This is a genomic window from Nocardia arthritidis NBRC 100137 (genome assembly GCF_001612765.1).
GTDB lineage: Bacteria > Actinomycetota > Actinomycetes > Mycobacteriales > Mycobacteriaceae > Nocardia > Nocardia arthritidis.
Map to the genome: position 1 here is coordinate 31,209 of NZ_BDBB01000002.1, position 22,924 is coordinate 54,132.

Sequence of the window (22,924 nt, forward strand, 5' to 3'; positions counted from 1 at the left end):
CGAGACAGCGATCGGATGCTCAGCGGTTCCGCGATCGGTGAGCAATCCGCACGGGGGGTAGCCCCTAATACCGCGGTTTGATTTTGCCCGCAGGGGAGACAACACCCGTGACCTTTGGCGGCAAGTGCGCAAGAGTGAAGGGGTGCAGTCGCGGCCCCGTCGGTAAGCGCGAACGCGAAGCAGCGACCGTAGATCCAGCTCTGTCCGCGGGGGTAGGCCGCGGACAGACCCGCAAATGGGGGATGGCGGACGGAATGCCCGCCGCAGAGTTGAAAGGATTTACGTTGTTCTCCACAATCAGCGCACGCCGCACCTTGGCCCGCGTGGCCGTCGCCGGTGCGATCGCCGCAATCCCGTTGACCGCGTTGGCGATGCCCGCCTCGGCTACCCCGAGCACACCCGGGGTCACTCGGGCCTGGTACGACCCGTATTACGACCGGTGCGCCTTCGGTCCGTTCCAGAACTGGAGTTGCAACAACAACCCGCTGTTCGGTTGGGGTTACAACCAATACGGCGGCCCCTACGGGCAAGGCTTCGGGCCGGGCATGTTCGGCAGCAGCTAGAAAAGAGGTCTACCGAGACGCGGGTGGCCCGCTCCGAGATCCGGAGCGGGCCACCCGCGTGAATCAGCCGAGAGATCAGGCGGTCTCGGTGATCGGACGATCCACCCAGCTCATCAGGCCGCGCAGCTTGGCGCCGGTGACCTCGATGGGGTGCTCGGCGTTCTGCTTGCGCAGCGCCTCGAGCTCCTTGTTGCCGCCCTCGACGTTGGCGACCAGACGCTTGACGAAGCTGCCATCCTGGATGTCCTTGAGGATGTCCTGCATGCGCTTCTTGGTGTCGGCGTCGATGACCCGCGGGCCCGACAGGTAACCACCGAACTCGGCGGTGTCGGACACCGAGTAGTTCATCCGCGCGATGCCGCCCTCGTACATCAGGTCGACGATCAGCTTCAGCTCGTGCAGCACCTCGAAGTAGGCCATCTCCGGCGCGTAACCGGCCTCGACCATGACCTCGAAACCGGTCTTGACCAGTTCCTCGGTGCCACCGCACAGCACGGCCTGCTCACCGAACAGGTCGGTCTCGGTCTCTTCCTTGAAGGTGGTCTTGATGACGCCCGCGCGGGTGCCGCCGATGCCCTTGGCGTAGGACAGCGCCAGCGCCTGGCCCTCGCCCTTCGGGTCCTGGTCGATCGCGATCAGAGCCGGAACGCCCTTGCCGTCGACGAACTGACGACGCACCAGGTGACCGGGGCCCTTCGGCGCCACCATGCCGATGGTGACGTTGGCGGGCGGCTTGATCAGGCCGAAGTGGATGTTGAGGCCGTGGCCGAAGAACAGCGCGTCGCCGTCCTTCAGGTTCGGCTCGATGTCGTTGGTGAAGATCGACGCCTGCGCGGTGTCGGGCGCCAGCACCATGATGAGGTCCGCCCACTCCGAGACCTCCGCGGGCGTGCCGACGGTCAGGCCCGCCTCCTCGGCCTTCGGACGCGACTTCGAACCCTCGGCCAGACCGACGCGGACCTCGACGCCCGAGTCGCGCAGGCTCAGCGAGTGCGCGTGACCCTGGCTGCCGTAGCCGATGACAGCGACCTTGCGGCCCTGGATGATCGACAGGTCGGCATCGTCGTCGTAGAACATCTCGACTGCCACTGTGGTTCCTTCCGGGATCATCCCCGCGCGAGGCGGGGCACACCGTGCTTGCGCCGGTGTTGATTTTCGTTGTTCTGGATCGGATCAACCCCCGCAGCAGCGGGAGGGGATCATTCCCGCGTAGGCGGGGAGGGCGGCACGCCAACCGTCGATCGCAGAAAGACTAGCGCGTGGCCGCCGCCGGCCGGTCGGCCCCATCGGTGTGCCGCTCGCTACCTCATCGCGTGGCGGTGATGGACTTCGGTCCACGTCCCACCGCGACGACACCGGACTGCACGATCTCCCGGATGCCATACGGTTCGAGCATCCGCAGCAGCGCGTCGAGCTTGGACCGGGTTCCGGTCGCCTCGACGGTGAGCGCGTCCGGCGACACGTCGATGACCTTCGCGCGGAACAGCCCGACCGCCTCGATCACCTGGGTCCGCACACTGGCGTCGGCGCGCACCTTCACCAGGATCAGTTCGCGGGCCACCGAGCTGTCGGAGTCCTGCTCCACGATCTTGATGACGTTCACCAGCTTGTTGAGCTGCTTGGTGACCTGCTCGAGCGGCAGGTCCTCGACGGTGACGACGATGGTCATGCGCGAGATCTCGGGCAGTTCGGTGCCACCGACCGCCAGCGATTCGATATTGAAGCCGCGGCGGGAGAACAGCGCCGCGACCCGTGCCAGCACGCCCGGTTTGTCCTCGACGAGAACGCTGAGGGTATGCGTGGTACTCATCCGTTGTTCACCTTGTTCTGTTCGTGCGACATCGCCGCGTGGATGACCGCCGGCTCGGCGGCCTGCTCGTCCTCGTCGAACAGCGGGCGGATGCCGCGCGCGGCCATGATCTCGTCATTGCTGGTGCCTGCCGCGACCATCGGCCACACCTGGGCGTCCTTGCCGACGATGAAGTCGATCACCACGGGGCGGTCGTTGATGGACTGCGCCTCGCGGATGGCGGCCTCCACGTCCTCCTCGCGCTCCACCCGGATGCCGTGGCAGCCGAGGGCTTCGGCGAGTTTCACGAAGTCGGGGATGCGCAGGGTGTGCGTGCCCAGATCGGTGTTGGAGTAGCGCTCCTGGTAGAAGAGCGTCTGCCACTGGCGCACCATGCCGAGGTTGCCGTTGTTGATCAGCGCGACCTTGATCGGGACGCCCTCCACGGCGCAGGTGGCCAGCTCCTGGTTGGTCATCTGGAAGCAGCCGTCACCGTCGACCGCCCACACCTCTTTGTCCGGCGCGCCCATCTTGGCGCCCATGGCCGCCGGGACGGCGTAGCCCATGGTGCCCAGGCCACCGGAGTTCAGCCAGGTGCGCGGCTTCTCGTACTTGATGAACTGGGCGGCCCACATCTGGTGCTGGCCGACGCCCGCGCAGTAGATCGCGTCGGGTCCGGCCAGGCGGCCGAGCGCCTCGATGACGAACTCCGGCGACAGCGACCCGTCGGCGGGCGGGGTCCAACCCAGCGGGTAGGAGTCGCGCACGCCGTCGAGGTAGGTCCACCAGTCGGTCAGCGCCAGTGGCAAAGCGTCACCCGCGGCGGGATCCGCCTTCAGCGTCTCGATGAGCTCGACGATCACCTCGCGGCAGTCGCCCACGATCGGGACGTCGGCGTGCCGATTCTTGCCGATCTCGGCCGGGTCGATGTCGGCGTGGATGACCTTGGCGCCCGGCGCGAAGGAGTCCAGCTGGCCGGTGACGCGGTCGTCGAACCGCGCGCCGAGCGTGATCAGCAGGTCCGAGCGCTGCAGCGCGGCGACGGCGCCCACGGTGCCGTGCATGCCGGGCATGCCCATGTTCAGTGTGTGGCTGTCGGGGAACGCGCCGCGCGCCATCAGCGTGGTGACCACGGGGATGCCGGTCAGCTCGGCCAGTTGCAGCAGCTCGGCCGAGGCGTCGGCCTTGATCACGCCGCCGCCGACGTAGAGCACGGGGGCCTTGGCCTCCATGATCATCCGCGCGGCCTCGCGCACCTGCTTGCCGTGCGGCTTGGTGACCGGACGGTAGCCGGGCAGCCGCATCTCCGGCGGCCAGCTGAAGGTGGTCTGGGCCTGCAGCACGTCCTTGGGGATGTCGACGAGCACGGCGCCCGGGCGGCCGGACGCGGCGAGGTAGAACGCCTCGGCGATGATGCGCGGGATGTCGATGCCGTCGGTGATCAGGAAGTTGTGCTTGGTGATCGGCATGGTGATGCCGGAGATGTCGGCTTCCTGGAAGGCGTCGGTGCCGATCAGGCTCCGGCCGACCTGGCCGGTGATGGCCACGATCGGGACCGAGTCCATCTGCGCGTCGGCGATCGGGGTCACCAGGTTGGTGGCGCCGGGGCCGGATGTGGCCATACACACACCGACCTTGCCGGTCGCCTGCGCGTAACCGGTGGCCGCGTGCCCCGCGCCCTGCTCGTGCCGGACGAGGACGTGGCGAACCTTGGTGGAATCGAACAGCGGGTCGTAGACCGGGAGAATCGCACCGCCCGGAATGCCGAATACGGTGTCGACGCCGAGCTCCTCGAGCGATCGGACGACCGACTGCGCGCCGGTGACCCGCTCGGGCGGGAGCTGGCGGCGGTTGGCCGCGTTGGCAGCGGGCGTGGCCTGCTGATTCGCCGAAGGCGCTGGCCTACGGGCAGAAGGCCCGGGCCGTGCGGTAGGTGCGCTCACCGTCTTCGTTCCTTACTGGTTGTCGTTCTGACCCCGGATTTTTGTGCCAGCGGTGTCTTGCGCTTCGCCATGCTGGAGATTAGTCCGAACATAAAAAAGCCCCCGACAGCACAGGGCTGATCGAGGGTGGCGCGTCGCAACGCGAGCTGACGTATTCGACTCAGTGTGTCAGGCTCAACGCTGGACGCGCCGGCCGATTACGAGCAACTCGTTTCGATTCACGCGCACGACGTTAAGCGGGTGTGAACCGAAGAGTCAAACAGATGACCCCGTGCGTCCCATTATGTGGGACAGTGCGGTTGCTTGTGTCCGTTCACCAGGATGCGAGGATGGTGGTGTGTCATCACCGCATCAGTCCGTGCCACCTTCTGAATCGTCCCACACGCCCGCCGCGGCAACGGATACGGGTAGCGCCTCCGACGCCCGTGTGATCCGCATCCCACGGCTGGCCTTCCTGGGCGTGTTCATCCTGCTGATGTGCGTGTTCTTCCCGTTCGTCGGCTGGCCCGCCGGACTGTGGTGGCTGCTGCTCATCCCGCTCGCGGTGCTGGCGTGGGTGCTGCGCACACAGACCGCCGTCTCGGAGGCGGGGCTGGACCTGCGGACCCTGTTCGGTTCGCGCCACCTCGACTGGGCGCAGGTGAAAGGTGTGCGGATCCCCAAGCGCGGCTACGTGCGCGCCGACCTGACCGATGGCACCGAGGTGAAGTTGCCCGCGGTGAGTTACGACCGGCTGCGCGAGCTGGCCGCGGCGTCCGGCGGACGGATCCCGGACCCGTTCGCGGAGCCCGCGACGGACGAGGCGCCCGCGGATGCGAGCGCACCGGACACGAAGCCGAGCGACGACGACAGCCCACTGACCAACGGCGTTGCCAAGCCCGACGCGGAAGAAGACACGCGCTAGCGGCCGGTCACCCGTGCGCGGCCACCGGTCCCAGGCGGCGAAGCCGTGCCACATGGTCGGCTACGCGCACGCCGCGCCGGTGCGCGGCGGTCTCGGCGACGCGGAACATTCGCCGCGCGTACGATGTTGCCGTCGGGTGATGGGATGATTTTGCCGGAGCAGTGATCCTCCTTCGCATCCCCACCCTCGACGGTCCGGTACCTCCGGCGACCCGTCGTCGCCTGCGACACCACGCACCGGCGACACACCGAACCCGGCTGACAGGCACGGCCGCCGCGCCCGACCGCACCACCGGCAGGTGGACGCGCCCTTCGGGAGTAACGTGATGGACCGCCGAGCAGGCTCTGCGCCGTCGCACGTCAGCCCCCGCGACCCGAGGACCATCGAAATGCCACCGCTTCGTTCACGAACCACGACCATCGGCCGCAATGCCGCAGGCGCGCGCGCACTCTGGCGCGCCACCGGCATGACCGACACCGACTTCGGCAAGCCGATCGTCGCCATCGCGAACTCCTACACCCAGTTCGTGCCCGGCCACGTGCACCTGAAGAACGTCGGCGACATCGTGGCCGACGCGGTGCGCGCCGCCGGCGGCGTTCCGCGCGAATTCCACACCATCGCCGTCGACGACGGCATCGCCATGGGCCACGGCGGCATGCTCTACTCGCTGCCCTCGCGCGAGATCATCGCCGACTCCGTCGAGTACATGGTGAACGCGCACACCGCCGACGCGCTGGTCTGCATCTCCAACTGCGACAAGATCACCCCGGGCATGCTCAATGCGGCCATGCGGCTGAACATTCCGGCGGTGTTCGTCTCCGGCGGGCCGATGGAGGCGGGCAAGGCGGTGGTGGTCGGCGGCGTCGCGCAGGCGCCCACCGACCTGATCACGGCGATCTCCGCGAGCGCGAATCAGGCGGTGTCGGAGGAGGGGCTGTCGGAGGTGGAGCGGTCGGCGTGCCCGACCTGCGGCTCGTGCTCGGGCATGTTCACCGCGAACTCGATGAACTGCCTCACCGAGGCGCTCGGTCTCGCGCTGCCCGGCAACGGCTCCACCCTCGCCACGCATGCCGCGCGCCGGGCACTGTTCGAGCGGGCGGGCACCGTCGTGGTCGACATCGCCAACCGCTGGTACCGCGAGGACGACGCGTCCGTGCTGCCGCGCAACGTCGCCAACGCCAAGGCTTTCCGCAACGCGATGGCGCTGGACGTCGCGATGGGCGGCTCGACCAACACCGTGCTGCACACCTTGGCCGCCGCGCAGGAAGGTGAGATCGACTTCGATCTGCACACCATCGAGGAGACCAGCCGCCGGGTGCCCACCCTGTCGAAGGTGTCGCCGAACTCCGACTACCACATGGAGGACGTGCACCGCGCCGGCGGCATCCCCGCCATCCTCGGCGAATTGCGCCGCGCGGGCCTGCTGGAGACCGACGTCACCACCGTGCACACCGCGAGCTTCGACGAGTGGCTCGACACCTGGGACATCCGTTCCGGCAAGGCTTCCCAGGAAGCCATCGAACTCTTTCACGCCGCACCGGGCGGGGTGCGCACCACCGAGCCGTTCTCCACCGACAACCGCTGGTCGTCGCTGGACACCGACGCCACGGGCGGTTGCATCCGCGACCTCGAGCACGCCTACACCACCGAAGGCGGCCTGGTCGTGCTGCGCGGCAATATCGCGCCCGACGGCGCGGTGCTCAAGACCGCGGGCATCGACGAGGAACTGTTCACCTTCCAGGGGCCCGCGGTGGTGGTGGACTCGCAGGAGGAGGCCGTGTCGGTCATCCTCGGCAAGAAGATCAAGCCCGGCGACGTGATCGTGGTCCGCTACGAAGGCCCCGCGGGCGGCCCCGGCATGCAGGAGATGCTGCACCCGACCGCGTTCCTGAAGGGTTCCGGGCTCGGCAAGCAGTGCGCGCTGATCACCGACGGCCGGTTCTCCGGCGGCACCTCGGGTCTGTCGATCGGGCACATCTCGCCCGAGGCGGCCAGCGGCGGCGTCATCGGCCTGGTCGAGAACGGCGACCAGATCCGCATCGACGTGGCCACCCGCACGCTCGAGGTCCTCGTCGACGACGCCGTCCTCGCCGAACGCCGCGCGAAGATGGAAGCCTCCGAACGGCCCTGGCAGCCGGCCAACCGCGATCGTCCGGTGACGACCGCGCTGCGCGCCTACGCCGCCATGGCCACCTCGGCGGACAAGGGAGCCGTGCGGCACGTGCCGTAGCTCCCGCGTCGCGCGGCCCGACCGAACGCGAAGGCCCCTTCGCCCCATATTGCGGGGCGAAGGGGTCTTTGTTCGTCCGGACTCAGTCGAAGGGACCGATGCCGGTGAGCGGGTTGCCACCGTGCAGGTACCAGTAGGCGCCGACCGCGGCGGCCACGGCGAGAAGAAGGACGACGAAGGACCCTGCGGCGGGACGAACGGCCCAACCCCGGTTGCGGTCGAAGGACAAGCGACCCGGGCCGGTCAGGATGATCGCGGCGGCGGCGCCGGCGAGGATGCTTTCCAACTCCACAGCGCCCGGCCCGGCTTTGTACTGGAACCCCGGGGCCATCCCCTGCTTCCAGGCCCACGCGTCCAGGATCACCGCGAGCACCGCGCCCGCGGCCAGCGGGGTGGCCAGCCCGAGGATCAGCAGTGCGCCGCCGCCCACCTCGCCCGCCGTGACCAGCATCGCGGACAGGCTCGGGTGATCCCAGCCGCCGCGCTCCATCATGTCGCGGGTGCCGTCCAGGCCGGGGCCGTGGAACCAACCGGTGAGCTTCTGCAAACCGTGGTAGAGGAAGGTGCCGCCGACGACCCAGCGCAACAACAACAAACCGAGATCGAGTGTGCCGCGCCTGGTCTCGCCGGTGCGGCGGCGCAGGCGGCCGGTGTCGTTCGGCGGAGCGGGGGCGGGCGGGATGCTGGCGTACTCGTAGGTGGACCCCTTGCCCCCGGCGGCTTTGCTCTCGGCGGTGGTCGGCACCTCCGGGTCGAGCCCGAGTTCGTCATCGGTGCGCGGGACGTCCTTGGACATCTGCGGACGCTGGGCCGGGTCCACTCGCGCGAATTGCTCGGTCGGCGAGTCGTACGGGCTGGTCACCCCTCGACCGGTGGACGACACCGCCGACTGCTCGGCCGTAGCGGCAGTGGCCTCCCCGGCCTTGGATTCCGGCGTGTCTTTCGGCTTGTCGGTCACGGCCAATACCCTATGCCGCACCCTGCCACGGCGGGCAAGTACCGCACGGCGTGTCAGTGTGCGCGCAACACGCACCCGGAGGGGGCGCGGGCAACGGTATTTCCGTAACGTCTGAGCTATGAGTTTGGTTGTCGTGGGCCGCGTCGCGGCGAGCTTGGCGCTCGGCTCCGTCCTGCTGGTCGGGTGCGCCCGGTTCGACGATTCGGCGTCCAGTCCGTTCACCCCCGAACCGACCCTGCGCGGAGCCAACATCGACCCGAAGAAACCGAGCCAGTCGCCCACCTCGACCACCCGGCCGAGCGGCCCGTGCATCGATCCGGACCCGGCGGTGGTCGCCACCTGCCTGGACACCACCGGCGGCCTGGTCACGCTCGCCGACGGCGCGCTGGTCGCCGAGCGCAGGACCGGACGGATCATGAAGGTGGCTCCGGAGCAGCCGCCGGTCGAGATCGCCAAGCTGGACGTGGACGGCTCCGGCGACGGCGGCCTCAGCGACATCGCGCTGTCGCCCACCTACCACGAAGACGGCCTGATGTACGCCTACATCACCACCGGCAGCGACAACCGGGTGGTGCGCATCGCCGAAGGCGGCTCCCCCAAGGACGTCCTCACCGGGATCCCGAAGGGCGCGACCGGGAATCACGGCGCGATCGACTTCGCCGCGCCCGACCAGATGCTGGTGCTGACCGGCGACGCGGGCAACCCCGGCGCGGCTGCCTCGGCGGGCTCGCTCGCGGGCAAACTGCTGCGCGTGAAGTCTCCGGTGCCCGGCCGTACGCCCGCGCCGGAAATCGCCGTCTCCGGCATCGGCACCGCGGGGGACGTGTGCCGGGACAGCAAGGACAGCATCTGGATCACCGACCGCACCCCCGCCGAGGACCGGCTGCAACGGCTCGGCGACGACGGCGTGGTCACCACCACGTGGACCTGGCCGGACCGGCCCGGCGTCGCGGGCTGCGCCGCGGCGACCGACGGTGTCGCGATCTCGCTGACCCGCGCGAAGGCCCTCGCCATCGCCGCCGCCGACCCCAACACCCACGCGGTCACCGCGGCGCCGACCCTGATGGCGCAGGACAAGTACGGGCAGCTCGGCGGCGCGGCGGTCGGCGCCGACGGCACCATCTGGGTGACCACGGTGAACAAGACCGACGGCCAGCCCGGCCCGTTCGACGACCGCGTCGTCCGCATCCCGCCACCGCAGGCCGGAGGCGGCGGACCGGACTGAGCGGGGTTTGTCTGGCCGATGGCGTGACGCCCGTTGTGCTGGATCGCGTGAGGCATGTGCTCCAGCAAGGGTCCGGTCAGCGGAATCGTGGATCTGCCAGCAGCACTACGCGGTCGGCCGCGGGATCGAATCCGAGCACCGGGTTACCGTAGTCGCCTTCCGCGGTCATGGATACCGGCTTGCCCACGCGACGGCCGATCGCACGCAACAAGCCGCACAGGATGTCCACCCCGGGCTGACCGCGCAGTTCGCGAAGGTCGATGTCGAAATCGATCTCCGTGGCCGACACCGGACGGAAGATCGCCAGCACATCCGGGGCAAGCCGGACACGCAGGTCGATCATCCGCCCAGGGTCGAAGAACGTCTCGACGTCACTCCACAGCAGATCCGGCGCCCTCCCATGCTGCCGGTCCGGGCCATCGGGACGCAGCCCGATTACTCCGCGATTCTCAGGATTCGTCACGATCCACCGGGACGCCGAGCACAGTGAGAAAGGCGGTGGCCGCCGGCGGGCGGCTGCGGCTCCAGATGACGTATTCGACGCGGGCCGGGGCGTCGGAGACCTCGATGGTGACCACGCCCTCGAGTTGCGGCGCGTAGGCGGAGGGCAGCATGGCTACGGCGAGGCCGGGGCGGACGAGTCGAGCGATGTAGTCGGCGCTGGTCACTTCGAAGGCGACGTCGCGGTCCAGGCCTGCGGCCTGGAAGGCTTGGTCGGATTGGAGGCGTCCGGCGGTTGCGGCCGGAAGGTCTACGAACACCTCGGAGGAGAGTCTGCGCAGATCGACCGTGGGCGCACCGGCGAGGGGATGGTCGGGTGCGACCACGGCGACGAGCCGGTCACGGGCGAGTTCGTGGGCGTCGACGCCTCGTGGTCGCGCCGTGGTCGGCAGTCCCAGGAAAGCCACGTCGAGGGCTCCCTGCGTGACTCGCTCGACGAGTTCCTCGCTCGCGCCCACCCGCAGGCTGATGCGCACGTGCGGATACCGCTGCCGGAAGTCACGCAGCGCCTCCGGGATGTCGACCGCGGCGACGGTGGGGATCAGGCCGACGGCGAGCCGTCCGCGTACCTCGCCGACCGCCGCGGCGACCTCGGCGGCCGCGCGCTCGGCGGCGTCCAGGCATTGGCGGGCAGCCGGAAGGAACGCCGCACCGGCCGGTGTCAAACGCACCCGGCGGCTCGTGCGCTCGAACAGTCGCGCGCCCAATTCCCGTTCCAGGCGGGCGATCTGGTGACTCAGCGCGGACTGGACCACCAGGCATCGTTCGGCGGCCCGGGTGAAGCTGTTCGTCTCGGCCACGGCAAGGACGTACCGCATCTGCTGAAGCTCCACGGATCAATCATGTATCGAGATCGATGAAGTGACAAACATGTGTTGGACTCATTGATCGGCACGGGGCGAGACTGCTCACGTGGAAAGTTCAGCAGCACAGCGGATCTCCGGCAGAGACGGAAATCTCCCTCGCACCGTCCTGACGGCGCTCGCTCCCATGTCCTGGGGCACGACATATGTCGTCACCACCGAACTCCTTCCACCGGGGCATCCGCTTTTCGCCGGGCTCCTGCGCGCGTTGCCCGCGGGTGTGCTCGCGCTGGCGTTCACGCGGACCCTGCCGCGGGGACCCTGGTGGGGCAAAGCCGCGGTGCTGGGCGTGCTCAATATCGGGCTGCTGTTCCCGCTGTTGTTCCTCGCCGCCGAACGCCTACCCGGCGGGGTGGCCGCGACCTTGGCGGCGGCCCAGCCGCTCGTCGTAGCCGTCCTGGCTGTGGTGGTCCTGCACGAGAGCCCGTCGGCCTGGCGCCTGACCTGGGGCGCGATAGGCGTCGTCGGCGTCGGCTTGGTGGTGATCGGGCCGGAGGCAACCCTCGATCTCGCGGGGATCGTGGCGGGCCTCGCCGCCGCGGCCTCGATGGCGCTGGGCCTGACGCTCACGAAGAAGTGGGGACGGCCCGCCGAGGCGAGTCCCACCGCTTTCGCCGGCTGGCAGCTCACCGCGGGAGGCCTGTTCCTGCTGCCCCTCACGTTCCTCGTCGAGGGTCCGCCTCCCGCGATCGACCCGCCCGCTGCCCTCGGCTACCTATGGCTGGGTCTGCTCGGCGGTCTGCTCGCCTATGTCCTCTGGTTCCGCGGCATCGGGACGTTGCCGGTCACCTCCGTCGCGGTTCTCGTCCTGCTCTCGCCGCTGGTCGCCGCGGTTCTCGGCGCGATCCTGCTCGGCCAGACGCTCGGCCCGATCCAGCTCGCCGGGTTCGGGCTCGCGCTCGCCGCGATCGTCGCGGGACAGCTTCCCGCTCCCAGCCGCTCATCCCACGTTGTCGAGACACCCGAAGGGGTACTGAAATGAAGATCACCGTCGTCGGAGCCAACGGCATGGTCGGCTCACGCGTCGTCGACGAAGGCTCCAGCCGGGGCCATGAGATCGTCGCCGTGTTCCGGAAACAGCCGCCGACCGTCCTGCCTCCGGGGGTGACCGCAATCGAGGGCGACGCGAACGACCCCGCCCGGATGGGCGAACTGTTCCACGGCACCGACGCGATCGTGGCCGCGACCCGCCCGGGCTCCGGCCAGGAACACACTGTCACGGCGACGACGACTGCCCTGCTGGACGCGGCCACGGCTACCCGGACGCGCATCCTCGTGGTCGGCGGCGCCGCGCCGCTGCGGATTCCGGGGCGCCCCGATCGGCTCGTTCTCGACAGTCCGGAGTACGTACCGCCGGCGATTCGCACCATCGCCGCCGCCAGCGTCTCGCAATGGGAAACCTGCCGAGCGCATCCGGCCGACTGGGTCTATCTCAGCCCGCCCGCCCTCCTCGAACCCGGACAGCGCACCGGAAAGTACCGACGCGGCACCACCACCCTCGTCACCAGCGCCGACGGTGCGTCCCGGATCTCGGCGGAAGACTTCGCCGTGGCCATCCTGGACGAACTCGAGAACCCAGGTCAGAGCAGGCATTTCACTGTCGGCTACTGAGCGCGGATTCCGGGACGGAGGCAACGATGAGATGAAGCGAATCCTCGTGATCTCGGCCGCAGTCGCCTGCCTCGGCGCTACTGCGCTGGTATCCACCGACCGAACGGCGGCACACCGCCCGGTCCGCACCGCGATCGACCTGCCCGCCGGATTCCAGCCGGAGGGCATCGCGATCGGGTCGCGACCGGTGGCCTTCTTCGGATCGCGGGCCGACGGCTCCATCTACCGCGCCGACCTGGTAACCGGTCGAGGCGACATCCTGAGCCCCGGGCCGGGTACGCCGGCGCTGGGGATGCAGATCGACCACCACGACCGGCTGTTCGTCGCCGGAGGCACCGGCGGCGACGCCCGCGTCGTGGACACCCGCACCGGCGCGGTCGCGGCGAACTACCGGCTCGCGACGCCGCCGGACACGTTCGTCAACGACGTCGTACTGACGCCCGCGGGCGCGTGGTTCACCGACTCGCGCACGCCCGTGCTCTACCACCTGCCCATCGCCCACGACGCTGCCCTGCCGCCACCCACGGCGGTGGTGCGTCGACCGCTGACCGGCGACATCCGCTACGAGCCCGGAGCGATCAACGCCAACGGGATCGTGCGCACGCCGGATGGCACCGGGCTGATCATCATGCAGTCGGTGACCGGCCGGTTGTTCCGTGTCGACCCCGCGACCGGTACGACGCGGCAGATCGATCTCGGCGCCGACTCGCTGCCCGACGGCGACGGACTGCTGCTGTGTGGCAGCACATTGTTCGTCGTCCAGAACCGGTCCAACGCGATCGCCGTGGTAGCGCTCGATCCCGCGGGCACGACGGGCACGGTCGAACGGCGCGTCACCGACCCGCGTTTCGACGTACCGACGACCGTCGCCGCGTTCGGCGAACACCTGTACCTGCCGAACGCCCGCTACACCACGCCGCCGACCTCGAGCACGCCTTACAGCTCTATCGGGGTCGAGCGACCCCGATAGAGAGCCCTCAGCCGCAAGCGGCGAGCACGAGCTCCCGGACGCGGGCCGCGTCGGCCTGCCCTCGGGTCGCCTTCATGACGTCGCCGACGATCTTGCCCGCCGCCTGCACCTTGCCGGAGCGGATCTTGTCGGCGATGTCGGGGTTGGCGGCCAGGGCCTTCTCCACCTCCGCCTGCAAGGCGCTGTCGTCGCTGACCATGCCGAGGCCCTTGGCTTCGACGATCTGCGCCGGGTCGCCCTCGCCGGCCAGCACGTGGTCGACGACCTGCTTGGCCACCTTGTTGTTGATCGTCTTCGCGTCGACCAGCTTGATCACCTCGGCGACCTGGGCCGGGGTGATCGGCAGCTCATCCAGCGCGACCTCGCGTTCCTTGGCCTTCTCGGTGAGGTAGGCGACCCACCAGGAGCGCGCCTCGTTGGCCGGGGCGCCCGCGTCGACGGTGGCGATGATCAGGTCCAGCGCACCCGCGTTGACCAGGTCGCGCATCACCTCGTCGGACACGCCCCAGTCGGACTGGATGCGCGCGCGGCGCAGCCAGGGGTACTCGGGGATGGTGCCGCGCAACCGCTCCACCCACTCCGCGTCGGGCGCGACCGGCTCGAGGTCGGGCTCGGGGAAGTAGCGGTAGTCCTCGGCGGTCTCCTTGCGGCGGCCGGGCGAGGTGGTGCCGTCGGTCTCGTGGAAGTGGCGGGTCTCCTGCACGATCGTGCCGCCGCTCGCGAGCACCGCCGCCTGCCTGCGCATCTCGTAGCGCACCGCGACCTCGACGCTGCGCAGCGAGTTGACGTTCTTGGTCTCGGTGCGGGTGCCGAATTCGGTTGCGCCGATCGGCATCAGGGAGACGTTCGCGTCGCAGCGCAGTGAGCCCTGCTCCATCTTCACATCGGAGACGCCGAGCGACTTCAGCAGATCCCGCAGCGCCGTCACGTAGGCCCGCGCCACCTCCGGCGCCCGCTCCCCCGCTCCGGTGATCGGCTTGGTGACGATCTCGATCAACGGCACGCCCGCCCGGTTGTAGTCCAGCAGGGAGTGGCTGGCGCCGTGGATGCGACCGGTCGCGCCGCCGACGTGCACCGACTTGCCGGTGTCCTCCTCCATGTGCGCGCGCTCGATGTCGACGCGGAAGGTGCTGCCGTCGTCGAGCAGCACGTCCAGGTGCCCGTTCGTGGCGATCGGCTCGTCGTACTGGCTGATCTGATAGTTCTTCGGCTGATCGGGGTAGAAGTAGTTCTTGCGCGCGAACCGGCCCCACGGGGTGATCGAACAGTTCAGCGCCAGCCCGATGCGGATCGCGGACTCGACGGCCTTCTGATTCACCACCGGCAGTGAACCCGGCAGACCGAGGCACACCGGGCACACCTGGGTGTTCGGCTCTGCGCCGAACTCGGTCGGGCAACCGCAGAACATCTTCGTCGCGGTGTTCAGCTCGACGTGGACCTCCATGCCGAGCACCGGCTCGAACCGGGCGAGGACATCCGAGTAATCCATCAGGTCGACCGTGGGTGCGCTCATGGCCATCAGTTTAGGTAAACGCTCCCGTCGCAGCGCAGCGGCTCTCGCGTCGTGCGGCGGCGCGCTATTTCACCGGGACCCGCTGGCGCAGCCAGCCGGTGACGTAGTCGAGCACCTCGGGAGCGATGGTCGTCTCGATGGTGCTGTACTCGCTGGGACGACCCGTCTCGGTGGGCTGCATCAGGTGGTTGAGCCCAGGGAAGACGTGGACGGTCGTATCGGGGCCGGAGGCGAGATGGTCGCGCATCGGCTGCTCGCTCTGCGCCGGGGGCACCTGGAGATCCTTGCCGCCGAAGAACGCGAGCACCGGAACGCGCAGGGCGGCGAGGGCGGGCGCCGGATCGTAGGCGACCAAGGCGGCCAGATACGGCGTCATCTGCGCGGCCGCCTGGTCGTCGGGCACGCGCTGGCCGGCGGGCAGGGACTGGTTCTGCCGGATGGCTAGTTGCCTCGCGCCGTCCAGGTCACCCGCTTTCAGCAGGGCGGCCAGTTCGGTGGTGTCACGTACCCGGGTCTCCACCTGGTCCGGAGGAGTGCCGTTCGCGGCGGCGAGCAAGCGGGTCTGCTCGATGAGTACATCCGCACCCGGGACGCCGGGCCCGGCCATCAGGACGGCGAACGCGACGCCACTGTCCGGGCGCGCGGCGACCAGCGGTGCGAGGTAGCCGCCTTCGCTGTGCCCGAAGAGCCCGACCCGGGCCGGATCGACCTCGGGGCGGGCGCGCAGGAAGCGGACGCCCGCGGCGGCGTCCTCGGCCAGGTCGGCGTAGTTCGCGTCGTCCAGTTTGCCGCCGGTGCCGCCGACGCCTCGGTCGTCGGTGCGCAGCACGGCGTAGCCCGCGCGGGTGAAGGTGTCGGCCAGCAGCAGGAACGGCTTGTGGCCCATCAGGTCTTCGTTACGGTCCTGGGGGCCGCTTCCGGAGATCATGAGGATCGCGGGGAACGGTCCCTGCCCCTGCGGTTCGGTCAGTGTGCCCGCGATGGTGATGTCGCCGTTGCGGTAGGTGAGATCCTCGGTCTTGTACGGGAACGGCGGCTTCGGTTCCTGCGGGCGGGCGGGCGGCGTCACCTTGCCTCGGCTCAGCGTGAGCCGGAAGCTCTGGCCGGCCTGGGTGAAATCGCCGGCGATCCGGTCGCTTCCGGACTCGTACTCGCCACGGAACACCGGGTCACCCGGGATATCCGGGATCGCGAACGACACACCGTTGCGGTCGGTGCGGACGTCCTTCAGCTGCGCGCCGCTCACGCCCTGCAAGGGAATGTCGATGGTGGCCGTACCGTCGTCGCGAAAGCTCACTCCGACTTGCAGGGGCTGACCGGGGACCTCGATGGCGCCGTGCCAGTCACCGGTGGTCGGCTCGGGCGGATTCGACTCCGAACACCCCGCCACCAACGCCGCGATGACCAACAGAGCCAACGCGATCAGTCGCCCACTGCGCATGCGATCAGGGTACCGATGCGTGACGCACAGCAACCGAACCAGCGCGTATACCGGCCCCCTCACGTGAACGGCCTATCGAAGACACGCTGGTCGAGCGATCACACGGGAACGACAGTCAGCAGACTGCGACCGCGGGTCTTACCCGAAGAACGCCTCCGCCTCGCGGTGACGTTCCGGCGGCACTCGCTTGAGCTGCTTGGTGGCCTCCGACAGGGGAACCAGGTCGATGCTGGTGCCGTGCAGCGCGACCATCTGACCGAACTTGCCCGCGTGCACCGCCTCGGCCGCGTGCAGGCCGAAGCGAGTGGCCAGCACCCGGTCGTAGGGCGTGGGGCTGCCGCCGCGCTGCACGTGGCCGAGCACGGTGGTGCGGACCTCTTTGCCGATGCGCCGCTCGATCTCCACGCCCAACTGCTGGGCGACGCCGGTGAACCGCTCGTGGCCGAACTCGTCGATACCGCCCTCGCGCAGAGTGAATCCGGAGTCCGGCGCCGGGTGCGATCCCTCGGCGACCACGCAGATGAAGTGCTTGTCGCCGCGCTGGAAACGCCGCTTGATCATCGCGCACACCTCGTCCACCTCGAACGGGACCTCCGGCACCAGAGTCAGGTGCGCGCCCGCCGCCATGCCCGCGCCGATCGCGATCCAGCCCGCGTGGCGGCCCATCACCTCGATGAGCATGACGCGCTGATGCGACTCGGCGGTGGTGTGCAGCCGGTCGATCGCCTCGGTGGCGATGTTCAGCGCGGTGTCGTGGCCGAAAGTGACGTCGGTGCAGTCGATGTCGTTGTCGATGGTCTTCGGGACGCCGACCACCGGCACGCCCTCGTCGGACAGCCAGCTCGCGGCCGTCAGCGTGCCCTCGCCGCCGATCGGGATCAGCGCTTCGATGCCGTTGTCGTCCAGGGTCTGTTTGATCCGGCCCAGGCCCGCGCGCAGCACGTCGGGGTTGGTGCGCGCGGTGCCGAGGATGGTGCCGCCCTTGGTGAGGATCCGGTCGGTGCGGTCGTCATTGCGGATCTGGATCTTCCGATCCTCCAATAGGCCGCGCCAACCGTCCTCGAAGCCGACGATCGCGTCTCCGTAGCGGCCGTTCGCGGTACGAACGATGGCGCGGATGACCGCGTTCAGTCCTGGGCAGTCTCCGCCTCCGGTCAGAACTCCGATGCGCATGGCCGCTATCTTGCCCTTCATGTCCGATCTCGGCAGCCCCGCCCCCGTGAACGGCGCGTAACACTGACCTGGACGGATGGCCTCATGCGGCCGGGCAGCGTCCCCCGGCCAGCTCGTCGAGATGCTCGGAGACGACCGTGGCCAGTTTGTCCAGGATGTTCATGCCGTCGCTGAACGATCCGCTCTCCGGCTGCACCGCGATCGCGATCGCGATCTTGCCCGAGGGGATGTCGATGACCCCGAACTGGCGCACGAGATAGGCGCCCGAGGCGTCCGGCCCCCAGCCGCCCTTGAACTCGGCGCCGCTGAACTCGCCGAGACCCCAGCGCTGGCTGGCTATGACCTGTTCCATCAGCGAGGTCACGCGCTCGGCCTGGGGTAGACAGGGCAGCCGCGAGGCGAACCGAGCCTGGTCGGTCAGCGACCAGTCCGCCTGCCCGAAGGCCGAATGCTCGGCACGGGCACGGGTCGCGGGTACGACGGTCCTGTTGTCACCGCCCTCGCGCAACACCGCCTGCACGGCCTGCGCCGCCTCCTGCGCGGTGCCCAGCGACTGCCAGAGCACGTCGGCGGCGGAGTTGTCGGACTGCGTGATCGCCGCCGACGCGGCGTAGTTGGAGCTGCTCGACGAGCGCCGGAGCGCGGCGATGGTCAGCGGGACCTTCATCGTCGACCAGGCCGGGCCGCTGGTCCATTCACCGAAGGTGACCACCTGCTCGCCGCCGACCGGCATGATGGCCATGCCGAGCTTCCCGCGCACACCTGCCGCGAGTTCGGCGTAGCTCGCGGCCAGGGTGCCCGGCACGATGAGCGACAGGCCCTTCTGGTCGGTACGCGCCGCGGCCTCGGTGATGCTGGGTTCGGTCGACGCCGGGTCTTCCGCGCGGTTGGTTCCGCATCCGGCTACCAGAGATACGACAAGCGCCGCACAACCCAGGACGTTTCGAGTTCTGCGGAATAGATCAGTAGACATTCTCGACACATTCTTTTCGCGAACTCCGCCGGGCTGCGCCGCTGGTCCGGCGTCCCGATACCGTACTTGCCCGGCTCGCCGGCCGTCGGCCGCGCGACCACGGGTCGGCTGATCCTTGTGGCCCCGCCAGGTGACGACAGCGTGGTCAACAAGCATGGACACCTCCACCTACCCGCCCGATGTCGCCGAGCGGCCGGGGTCGGCAGCGGCGCTGCTCGCCGCGGCCTCACCCGAGAACTACTTCTCGTTATCCCGGAGAACGTACTAGATGAATTGATTACGCCCCAGTTCGCCGAAAACCCCTGACCGCCATCCGCACTGCCGGACCGAGCGCCGCACGCCGGTCCCGCTCAATAGCATCGAAGTATTACCGCAGGATTTATCGGGTGCTGAGACGCGGTATTCGATGGTCCGACTTTCCGGGAAGCGCGTTCGCCGGGCTTCACGACGAGATGCCTCGGACCCCACCCGTGAGCCCGCGCTACTACCGGCACGCACCCGTGAACCCGAGATCGGACGGCCGACACACCGAACCGGCCGATGACGACGGGTGAGTCCGGCTCGGCGGCGACACCGTCCGAGGACGTGCCGCCATCTTGCCGCGCGAACTCCACGCCATCGGACGCGCAATCGCGTAGCAACCTCTGCGCTACCCGGGCCCACACCAGGCCGGTCGCTCACAGCAGCCGGGAGTTTCTTACCGAACGGTACTTTACCTATTGCCCGAGGGTCGTGCGCCGCCTAGTTTATTACCAAACGGTACAGAACTAGGAGTACGCGTGACCGCTCGCATCACCGCCCCGTTGGGCGTCGGCATCGTCGGCGCGAATCCCACCGGTAGCTGGGCCGCCGCAGCTCATCTACCCGCGCTGGCCCAGCTGCCCGAGTTCCGCGTCACGGCGGTGGCGACGACGGATCGCGCCTCGGCCGACGCGGCGGCCGAGGCCACCGGCGCCCGGCACGCGTTCACCGACGCGGCGCAGCTGGCGGCGCATCCGGAGGTGGATCTGGTTGTGGCGGCGGTCAAGTCGCCGGGACACGGGGAGGTGGTGCGCGCGGCGCTCGCCGCCGGAAAGCACGTCCTCTGCGAGTGGCCGATGGGCACGAGTGCCGTCGAGGCCACCGAACTGACCACCGCGGCGGTGGCGGCGGGCGTGGTGCACGCCGTGGTGCTCCAGGGCTACCACTCGCCTTCGGTGAACTTCGTCAGAGACCTGCTCGCGGCGGGCCGGATCGGCGCCGTCTCCGCGATCACCCTCGTCGCCGCCGGAGATCCGTTCGGCGGCAGCTCGATTCGGCCCGAACTCGCCTGGACCACCGATCCCGGCAAGGGCAGCGGTCTGCTGACCATCATGGCCGGGCATGTGCTCGGGGTGCTCGAACACCTGGCCGGTGCACTCACCGAAGTATCCGCCGTCCTCGCCACACTGCACGACGAGCTGACCGTGCTGGGGACCGGTCGCACGGTCCCGAATCGGCAGCCCGGGCAATTGGCCGTGGTCGGCCGCCTTGCGAGCGGCGCCGTCGTCGCGGTAACCGTGCACGGCGGACACGCGGACGCACCGCACGGATTCGCGCTCTACATCCGCGGCACGCAGGGAACTCTGACCATCACTCCGGTCCAGTCCGGGATGTATCCGCACTGGGCGGATTGGCGCGTCGAACTTCGCGGCAACGAGGGAGCGGTCGGTGACATCCAGATCCCCGATCACTACCGCCGACTGCCCTCGACACTGCCCGCGGGCCCGATCGCGCACGTGGCGGGCGTCTACCGAGAGACCGCCACCGCCATCGCCGAGCGCAGGTCCGCCCGCCCCGACTTCACCGTCGGCCTGCGCCAGCGCCGCCTGCTCGACGCCGTCGCCGCAGCGGCGGAAACCGGCTTGCGCCAGCAGGTCACAGCGCTGTGAGTCCGCGTCGTCGAAGCGGGACCGTGGCGCGAGCCGCCCGCCGCCCCGGCAACCGCGGAGACTCCACGGCGGCGCCCAGTACAGTACCGACAGGTAAGAAACTGGGAGGTTTCCATGCCCGGAGGCCGGCCGCGCGGCTTCGACATCGACAGCGCGTTGGATCGAGCACTGGAGGTGTTCTGGAGGTACGGCTACGAGGGCGCCGCGCTGTCGGATCTCACCGCGGCGATGGGCATCAACCGTCCGAGCCTGTACGCCGCTTTCGGCAGCAAAGCCGAGCTGTTCGACCGCGTCCTCCAACGCTACGCCGACGGTCCCGGGCACTACGTCGCCGAGGCCCTCGCACGTCCGACCGCCCGAGCGGTCGCCGCCGCTTTCCTCCAAGGCGCGATCGGGCTCACCACCGGCCATGACAGCCCCGGCTGCCTTTCGGTGCGCAGCGTGCAAGCATGCGGGCCGGAGGCGGAGCACAGCCGCAAGGCCGCGATCGCGGTCCGGCTCGCGAGCGAGGCAGCGCTGCGGCGGCGCTTGGAGCGGGCACGCGCCGACGGCGACCTGCCACGGGGCAGCAAACCGGCCGATCTCGCCCGTTATCTCCTTACGATCTCCGACGGAATCGCCGTCCAGGCGGCCGCGGGCGCGAAGCCGACTCATCTGCGCCGCACCGTGGACATCGCCCTGCGGGCGTGGCCGCAGCCCTGATCACAGGCGCGGACGAACCCCGTGGCACCGTGGCGCATATATTCCACTTGAGCTATATTGCCGATATGGCATCTACGTTCGAGGCGCTGGCCGAGCCTCGCCGCCGGGAGATCCTCGACCTGTTGCGCGAACGCGAACGACTGGTCGGCGATTTGGTCGTCGAGCTGCGATTGGCTCAGCCCACGGTGTCCAAGCACCTGAAGGTCCTGCGGGGAGCGGGCCTGGTGGACGTGCGCCAGGACGCGCAGCGCCGCTGGTACCGGTTGCGGCCGGAACCGCTGGCCGAGATCGATGCCTGGCTCGCGCCGTACCGGCGGATGTGGGAATCGAGCCTGGACGCCCTGGCACGTCATCTCGACGCCATGCCCGACGAGGAAGGACAACCATGAACGACTCCCGAGCACAACTGCGCACCGTCGACGGCGCCCCCACCCTGCGGTTCGAACGCAGGCTGGCCCATCCCCCGGAGAAGGTGTGGCGTGCGATCAGCGACCCGGGCGAGATGGCCGCTTGGTTCCCGGCCGCTGTCACGGCCGAACCGCGGCCCGGCGCCGCGATGCGCTTCGGTTTCGCCGACGCACCCGAGACGATCGAGAGCACCTCCGATGGCGAGGTGCTCGAATTCGATCCGCCCAAGGTCTACATGTTCCGATGGAACCGGGATGTGCTGCGATTCGAGCTCGTGGCCGAGGGCGACGGGACACTGCTGATCTTCACCCACGTCTTGGGCGGCGGACCGGAAGCGCGACTCGGCGCAGCGAGGTCCGCGGTCGGCTGGGACCGTTGCCTGTCGGCCCTTACAGCCGCACTCGACGGGGCGCGCACCGAGCCGGACACGACCTGGCTGGCCGACATCGAGGGCTACATCGCGGACTTCGGCCTCGACGCGGGTGCCTGCGAAAAGGTCGCCGACCGCTACGTCCTGCGGTTCGCTCGCGACCTGGTGTGGCAGCCGCTGGACCGGTTGTGGTCGTTGCTCGTCGAGCAGGAGACGCCGTCGGTGGGCGCCCATCCGCCCGTCCGGGCGACGAACCAGCATGTCGAGGCGGGCGAACTGCTCGATATCGAGCCGCCCCGGTCGATGGAGTACCAGTGGCGGCACGACGGCGCCGTCGCGGGCACGGTGCGCTGGGCCTTCGAAGCCGATTCCGACCTTGGCGTGCGGGTGGTGCTCACCCAGACCCTGCCCGCGAAACTGGCCGCGCTACGGCCGGAACTGCTGGCCGCCTGGCAGGTACACCTGGAACTCTTCTTCGCCGCCACCCAAGGGGACATCCGTTGCCCTTGGCCCGCCGATCGCGTCGCTGTGCTGGCCGAACGGTACGCGGCGGACCTCCGCGAATGAGCAGGCCCATCGCCTGAACCTCCCATTGCGCACCCGCTGTCACCGGCCCGCGATTCCGTCTCGAACGAACGGAGATTCGCGCGGCCGGGGCATTCTCGGCAAAGCGATCCGGCGGACGCGCCCTGGCCGGATTCGGCAGCCGCGGCTCGATCACCGCGCCGCGTGCCCAGCGGGTAACTCCGCATTCACGGATCGAGCGGCTCAAACCACCCCGCCACCGGGTGGGAACTGCTTACGATCCCGTGGCACATCGCGAAACATGCACCTGCTCGGCGCGTAGCCGACCCGCGTGACAACACGCGTCGGTGAA

21 protein-coding genes are annotated in these 22,924 nt (G+C 69.3%); 11 read left to right on the forward strand and 10 right to left on the reverse strand.

All coding sequences use genetic code 11. The features are described from left to right. Nucleotides 1–284: 284 nt before the first annotated feature. Nucleotides 285–563 (forward strand): hypothetical protein, encoded by a 279-nt coding sequence (locus tag NA8_RS01470; protein ID WP_157106464.1) that lies wholly within the window; start codon nt 285–287, stop codon nt 561–563. A 75-nt stretch (nt 564–638) separates the two neighbouring features. Here NA8_RS01470 and ilvC read toward each other — a convergent pair whose 3' ends face one another. The 3 genes from ilvC to NA8_RS01485 form a co-directional block, all read right to left on the reverse strand. Then, nucleotides 639–1,640 (reverse strand): ketol-acid reductoisomerase, encoded by a 1,002-nt coding sequence (gene ilvC / locus NA8_RS01475; RefSeq protein ID WP_174550026.1) that lies wholly within the window; start codon nt 1,638–1,640, stop codon nt 639–641. Between the two features lie 229 nt (nt 1,641–1,869). Further along, nucleotides 1,870–2,373: an acetolactate synthase small subunit gene (ilvN, locus tag NA8_RS01480; RefSeq protein WP_039799659.1), complete on the reverse strand. Its 504-nt coding sequence runs from the start codon at nt 2,371–2,373 to the stop codon at nt 1,870–1,872. Continuing rightward, entirely contained in the window at nt 2,370–4,295 is a 1,926-nt protein-coding gene (locus tag NA8_RS01485; RefSeq protein WP_063048537.1) for an acetolactate synthase large subunit, read from the reverse strand. Before NA8_RS01485 ends, ilvN begins: the two co-directional genes overlap by 4 nt. 337 nt (nt 4,296–4,632) lie before the next feature. On the opposite strand from NA8_RS01485, the gene NA8_RS01490 reads away from it, so the two are divergent. Continuing rightward, nucleotides 4,633–5,199, forward strand: coding sequence for a PH domain-containing protein (locus NA8_RS01490; protein WP_063048538.1), 567 nt, complete (start codon nt 4,633–4,635; stop codon nt 5,197–5,199). A 388-nt stretch (nt 5,200–5,587) separates the two neighbouring features. Beyond that, nucleotides 5,588–7,429: a dihydroxy-acid dehydratase gene (gene ilvD, locus NA8_RS01495; RefSeq protein WP_063048539.1), complete on the forward strand. Its 1,842-nt coding sequence runs from the start codon at nt 5,588–5,590 to the stop codon at nt 7,427–7,429. 82 nt (nt 7,430–7,511) lie between these two features. On the opposite strand, the gene NA8_RS01500 is transcribed toward ilvD, so the two are convergent. After that, nucleotides 7,512–8,387, reverse strand: a complete 876-nt coding sequence (locus NA8_RS01500; RefSeq protein WP_063048734.1) for a DoxX family protein — start codon at nt 8,385–8,387, stop codon at nt 7,512–7,514. 118 nt (nt 8,388–8,505) lie between these two features. Between NA8_RS01500 and NA8_RS01505 the strand changes: the two genes are divergently transcribed. Further along, the gene (locus NA8_RS01505; protein ID WP_063048540.1) at nt 8,506–9,612 is read left to right on the forward strand and encodes a PQQ-dependent sugar dehydrogenase; all 1,107 of its coding nucleotides are present in this window, start codon (nt 8,506–8,508) and stop codon (nt 9,610–9,612) included. A gap of 76 nt (nt 9,613–9,688) precedes the next feature. Here the strand turns inward: NA8_RS01505 and NA8_RS01510 are convergent, their stop codons facing one another. Together NA8_RS01510 and NA8_RS01515 are read right to left on the reverse strand one after the other, a co-directional pair. Beyond that, on the reverse strand, nt 9,689–10,075 hold the full coding sequence (locus NA8_RS01510; protein ID WP_245663630.1) for a hypothetical protein: 387 nt from the start codon (nt 10,073–10,075) through the stop codon (nt 9,689–9,691). Continuing rightward, nucleotides 10,062–10,946: a LysR family transcriptional regulator gene (locus NA8_RS01515; RefSeq protein ID WP_063048541.1), complete on the reverse strand. Its 885-nt coding sequence runs from the start codon at nt 10,944–10,946 to the stop codon at nt 10,062–10,064. The genes NA8_RS01510 and NA8_RS01515 overlap by 14 nt, the downstream gene beginning before the upstream one ends. 79 nt (nt 10,947–11,025) lie before the next feature. On the opposite strand from NA8_RS01515, the gene NA8_RS01520 reads away from it, so the two are divergent. From NA8_RS01520 to NA8_RS01530, 3 genes are read left to right on the forward strand one after another with little or no spacing between them, the layout of a single operon-like run. Continuing rightward, nucleotides 11,026–11,958, forward strand: coding sequence for an EamA family transporter (locus NA8_RS01520; RefSeq protein WP_084466435.1), 933 nt, complete (start codon nt 11,026–11,028; stop codon nt 11,956–11,958). Continuing rightward, on the forward strand, nt 11,955–12,587 hold the full coding sequence (locus NA8_RS01525) for an NAD(P)-dependent oxidoreductase (protein ID WP_063048543.1): 633 nt from the start codon (nt 11,955–11,957) through the stop codon (nt 12,585–12,587). The genes NA8_RS01520 and NA8_RS01525 overlap by 4 nt, the downstream gene beginning before the upstream one ends. A 31-nt stretch (nt 12,588–12,618) precedes the next feature. Next, nucleotides 12,619–13,557: an SMP-30/gluconolactonase/LRE family protein gene (locus NA8_RS01530; RefSeq protein WP_063048544.1), complete on the forward strand. Its 939-nt coding sequence runs from the start codon at nt 12,619–12,621 to the stop codon at nt 13,555–13,557. Nucleotides 13,558–13,564: 7 nt separating this feature from the next. Here NA8_RS01530 and gatB read toward each other — a convergent pair whose 3' ends face one another. The 4 genes from gatB to NA8_RS01550 all read right to left on the reverse strand — a co-directional run bounded on the left by gatB (nt 13,565) and on the right by NA8_RS01550 (nt 18,657). After that, entirely contained in the window at nt 13,565–15,070 is a 1,506-nt protein-coding gene (gene gatB, locus NA8_RS01535) for an Asp-tRNA(Asn)/Glu-tRNA(Gln) amidotransferase subunit GatB (protein ID WP_439957357.1), read from the reverse strand. Nucleotides 15,071–15,134: 64 nt separating this feature from the next. Further along, a complete protein-coding gene (locus NA8_RS01540) occupies nt 15,135–16,511 on the reverse strand; it encodes an alpha/beta hydrolase family protein (RefSeq protein WP_063048546.1) in 1,377 nt (458 codons plus the stop codon). 138 nt (nt 16,512–16,649) lie between these two features. Then, nucleotides 16,650–17,684 (reverse strand): ATP-dependent 6-phosphofructokinase, encoded by a 1,035-nt coding sequence (locus NA8_RS01545; protein WP_062969957.1) that lies wholly within the window; start codon nt 17,682–17,684, stop codon nt 16,650–16,652. Between the two features lie 82 nt (nt 17,685–17,766). Next, nucleotides 17,767–18,657, reverse strand: coding sequence for a hypothetical protein (locus NA8_RS01550; RefSeq protein WP_063048547.1), 891 nt, complete (start codon nt 18,655–18,657; stop codon nt 17,767–17,769). Nucleotides 18,658–19,436: 779 nt separating this feature from the next. Here NA8_RS01550 and NA8_RS01555 point away from each other — a divergent pair. From NA8_RS01555 to NA8_RS01570, 4 genes are all read left to right on the forward strand, one after another. Next, nucleotides 19,437–20,567 (forward strand): Gfo/Idh/MocA family protein, encoded by a 1,131-nt coding sequence (locus tag NA8_RS01555; protein WP_218019378.1) that lies wholly within the window; start codon nt 19,437–19,439, stop codon nt 20,565–20,567. A 114-nt stretch (nt 20,568–20,681) separates the two neighbouring features. Beyond that, nucleotides 20,682–21,269, forward strand: coding sequence for a TetR/AcrR family transcriptional regulator (locus NA8_RS01560; RefSeq protein ID WP_063048548.1), 588 nt, complete (start codon nt 20,682–20,684; stop codon nt 21,267–21,269). 65 nt (nt 21,270–21,334) lie between these two features. Next, on the forward strand, nt 21,335–21,658 hold the full coding sequence (locus NA8_RS01565; RefSeq protein ID WP_063048549.1) for an ArsR/SmtB family transcription factor: 324 nt from the start codon (nt 21,335–21,337) through the stop codon (nt 21,656–21,658). Then, complete coding sequence (locus tag NA8_RS01570; protein ID WP_063048550.1) at nt 21,655–22,614, forward strand: SRPBCC family protein; 960 nt, start codon at nt 21,655–21,657, stop codon at nt 22,612–22,614. The genes NA8_RS01565 and NA8_RS01570 overlap by 4 nt, the downstream gene beginning before the upstream one ends. Nucleotides 22,615–22,924 lie beyond the last annotated feature (310 nt).

Excerpts from the sequence above, each read along its gene's own strand:
- NA8_RS01540 (WP_063048546.1), bottom strand. The coding sequence starts at position 16,511 with ATGCGCAGTGGGCGACTGATCGCGTTGGCTCTGTTGGTCATCGCGGCG.
- NA8_RS01560 (WP_063048548.1), top strand. The coding sequence starts at position 20,682 with ATGCCCGGAGGCCGGCCGCGCGGCTTCGACATCGACAGCGCGTTGGAT.
- NA8_RS01545 (WP_062969957.1), bottom strand. The coding sequence starts at position 17,684 with ATGCGCATCGGAGTTCTGACCGGAGGCGGAGACTGCCCAGGACTGAAC.
- NA8_RS01530 (WP_063048544.1), top strand. The coding sequence starts at position 12,619 with ATGAAGCGAATCCTCGTGATCTCGGCCGCAGTCGCCTGCCTCGGCGCT.
- NA8_RS01570 (WP_063048550.1), top strand. The coding sequence starts at position 21,655 with ATGAACGACTCCCGAGCACAACTGCGCACCGTCGACGGCGCCCCCACC.
- ilvC (WP_174550026.1), bottom strand. The coding sequence starts at position 1,640 with ATGTTCTACGACGACGATGCCGACCTGTCGATCATCCAGGGCCGCAAG.
- NA8_RS01525 (WP_063048543.1), top strand. The coding sequence starts at position 11,955 with ATGAAGATCACCGTCGTCGGAGCCAACGGCATGGTCGGCTCACGCGTC.
- gatB (WP_439957357.1), bottom strand. The coding sequence starts at position 15,070 with ATGAGCGCACCCACGGTCGACCTGATGGATTACTCGGATGTCCTCGCC.
- NA8_RS01505 (WP_063048540.1), top strand. The coding sequence starts at position 8,506 with ATGAGTTTGGTTGTCGTGGGCCGCGTCGCGGCGAGCTTGGCGCTCGGC.
- ilvD (WP_063048539.1), top strand. The coding sequence starts at position 5,588 with ATGCCACCGCTTCGTTCACGAACCACGACCATCGGCCGCAATGCCGCA.
- NA8_RS01565 (WP_063048549.1), top strand. The coding sequence starts at position 21,335 with ATGGCATCTACGTTCGAGGCGCTGGCCGAGCCTCGCCGCCGGGAGATC.
- ilvN (WP_039799659.1), bottom strand. The coding sequence starts at position 2,373 with ATGAGTACCACGCATACCCTCAGCGTTCTCGTCGAGGACAAACCGGGC.
- NA8_RS01550 (WP_063048547.1), bottom strand. The coding sequence starts at position 18,657 with ATGTCTACTGATCTATTCCGCAGAACTCGAAACGTCCTGGGTTGTGCG.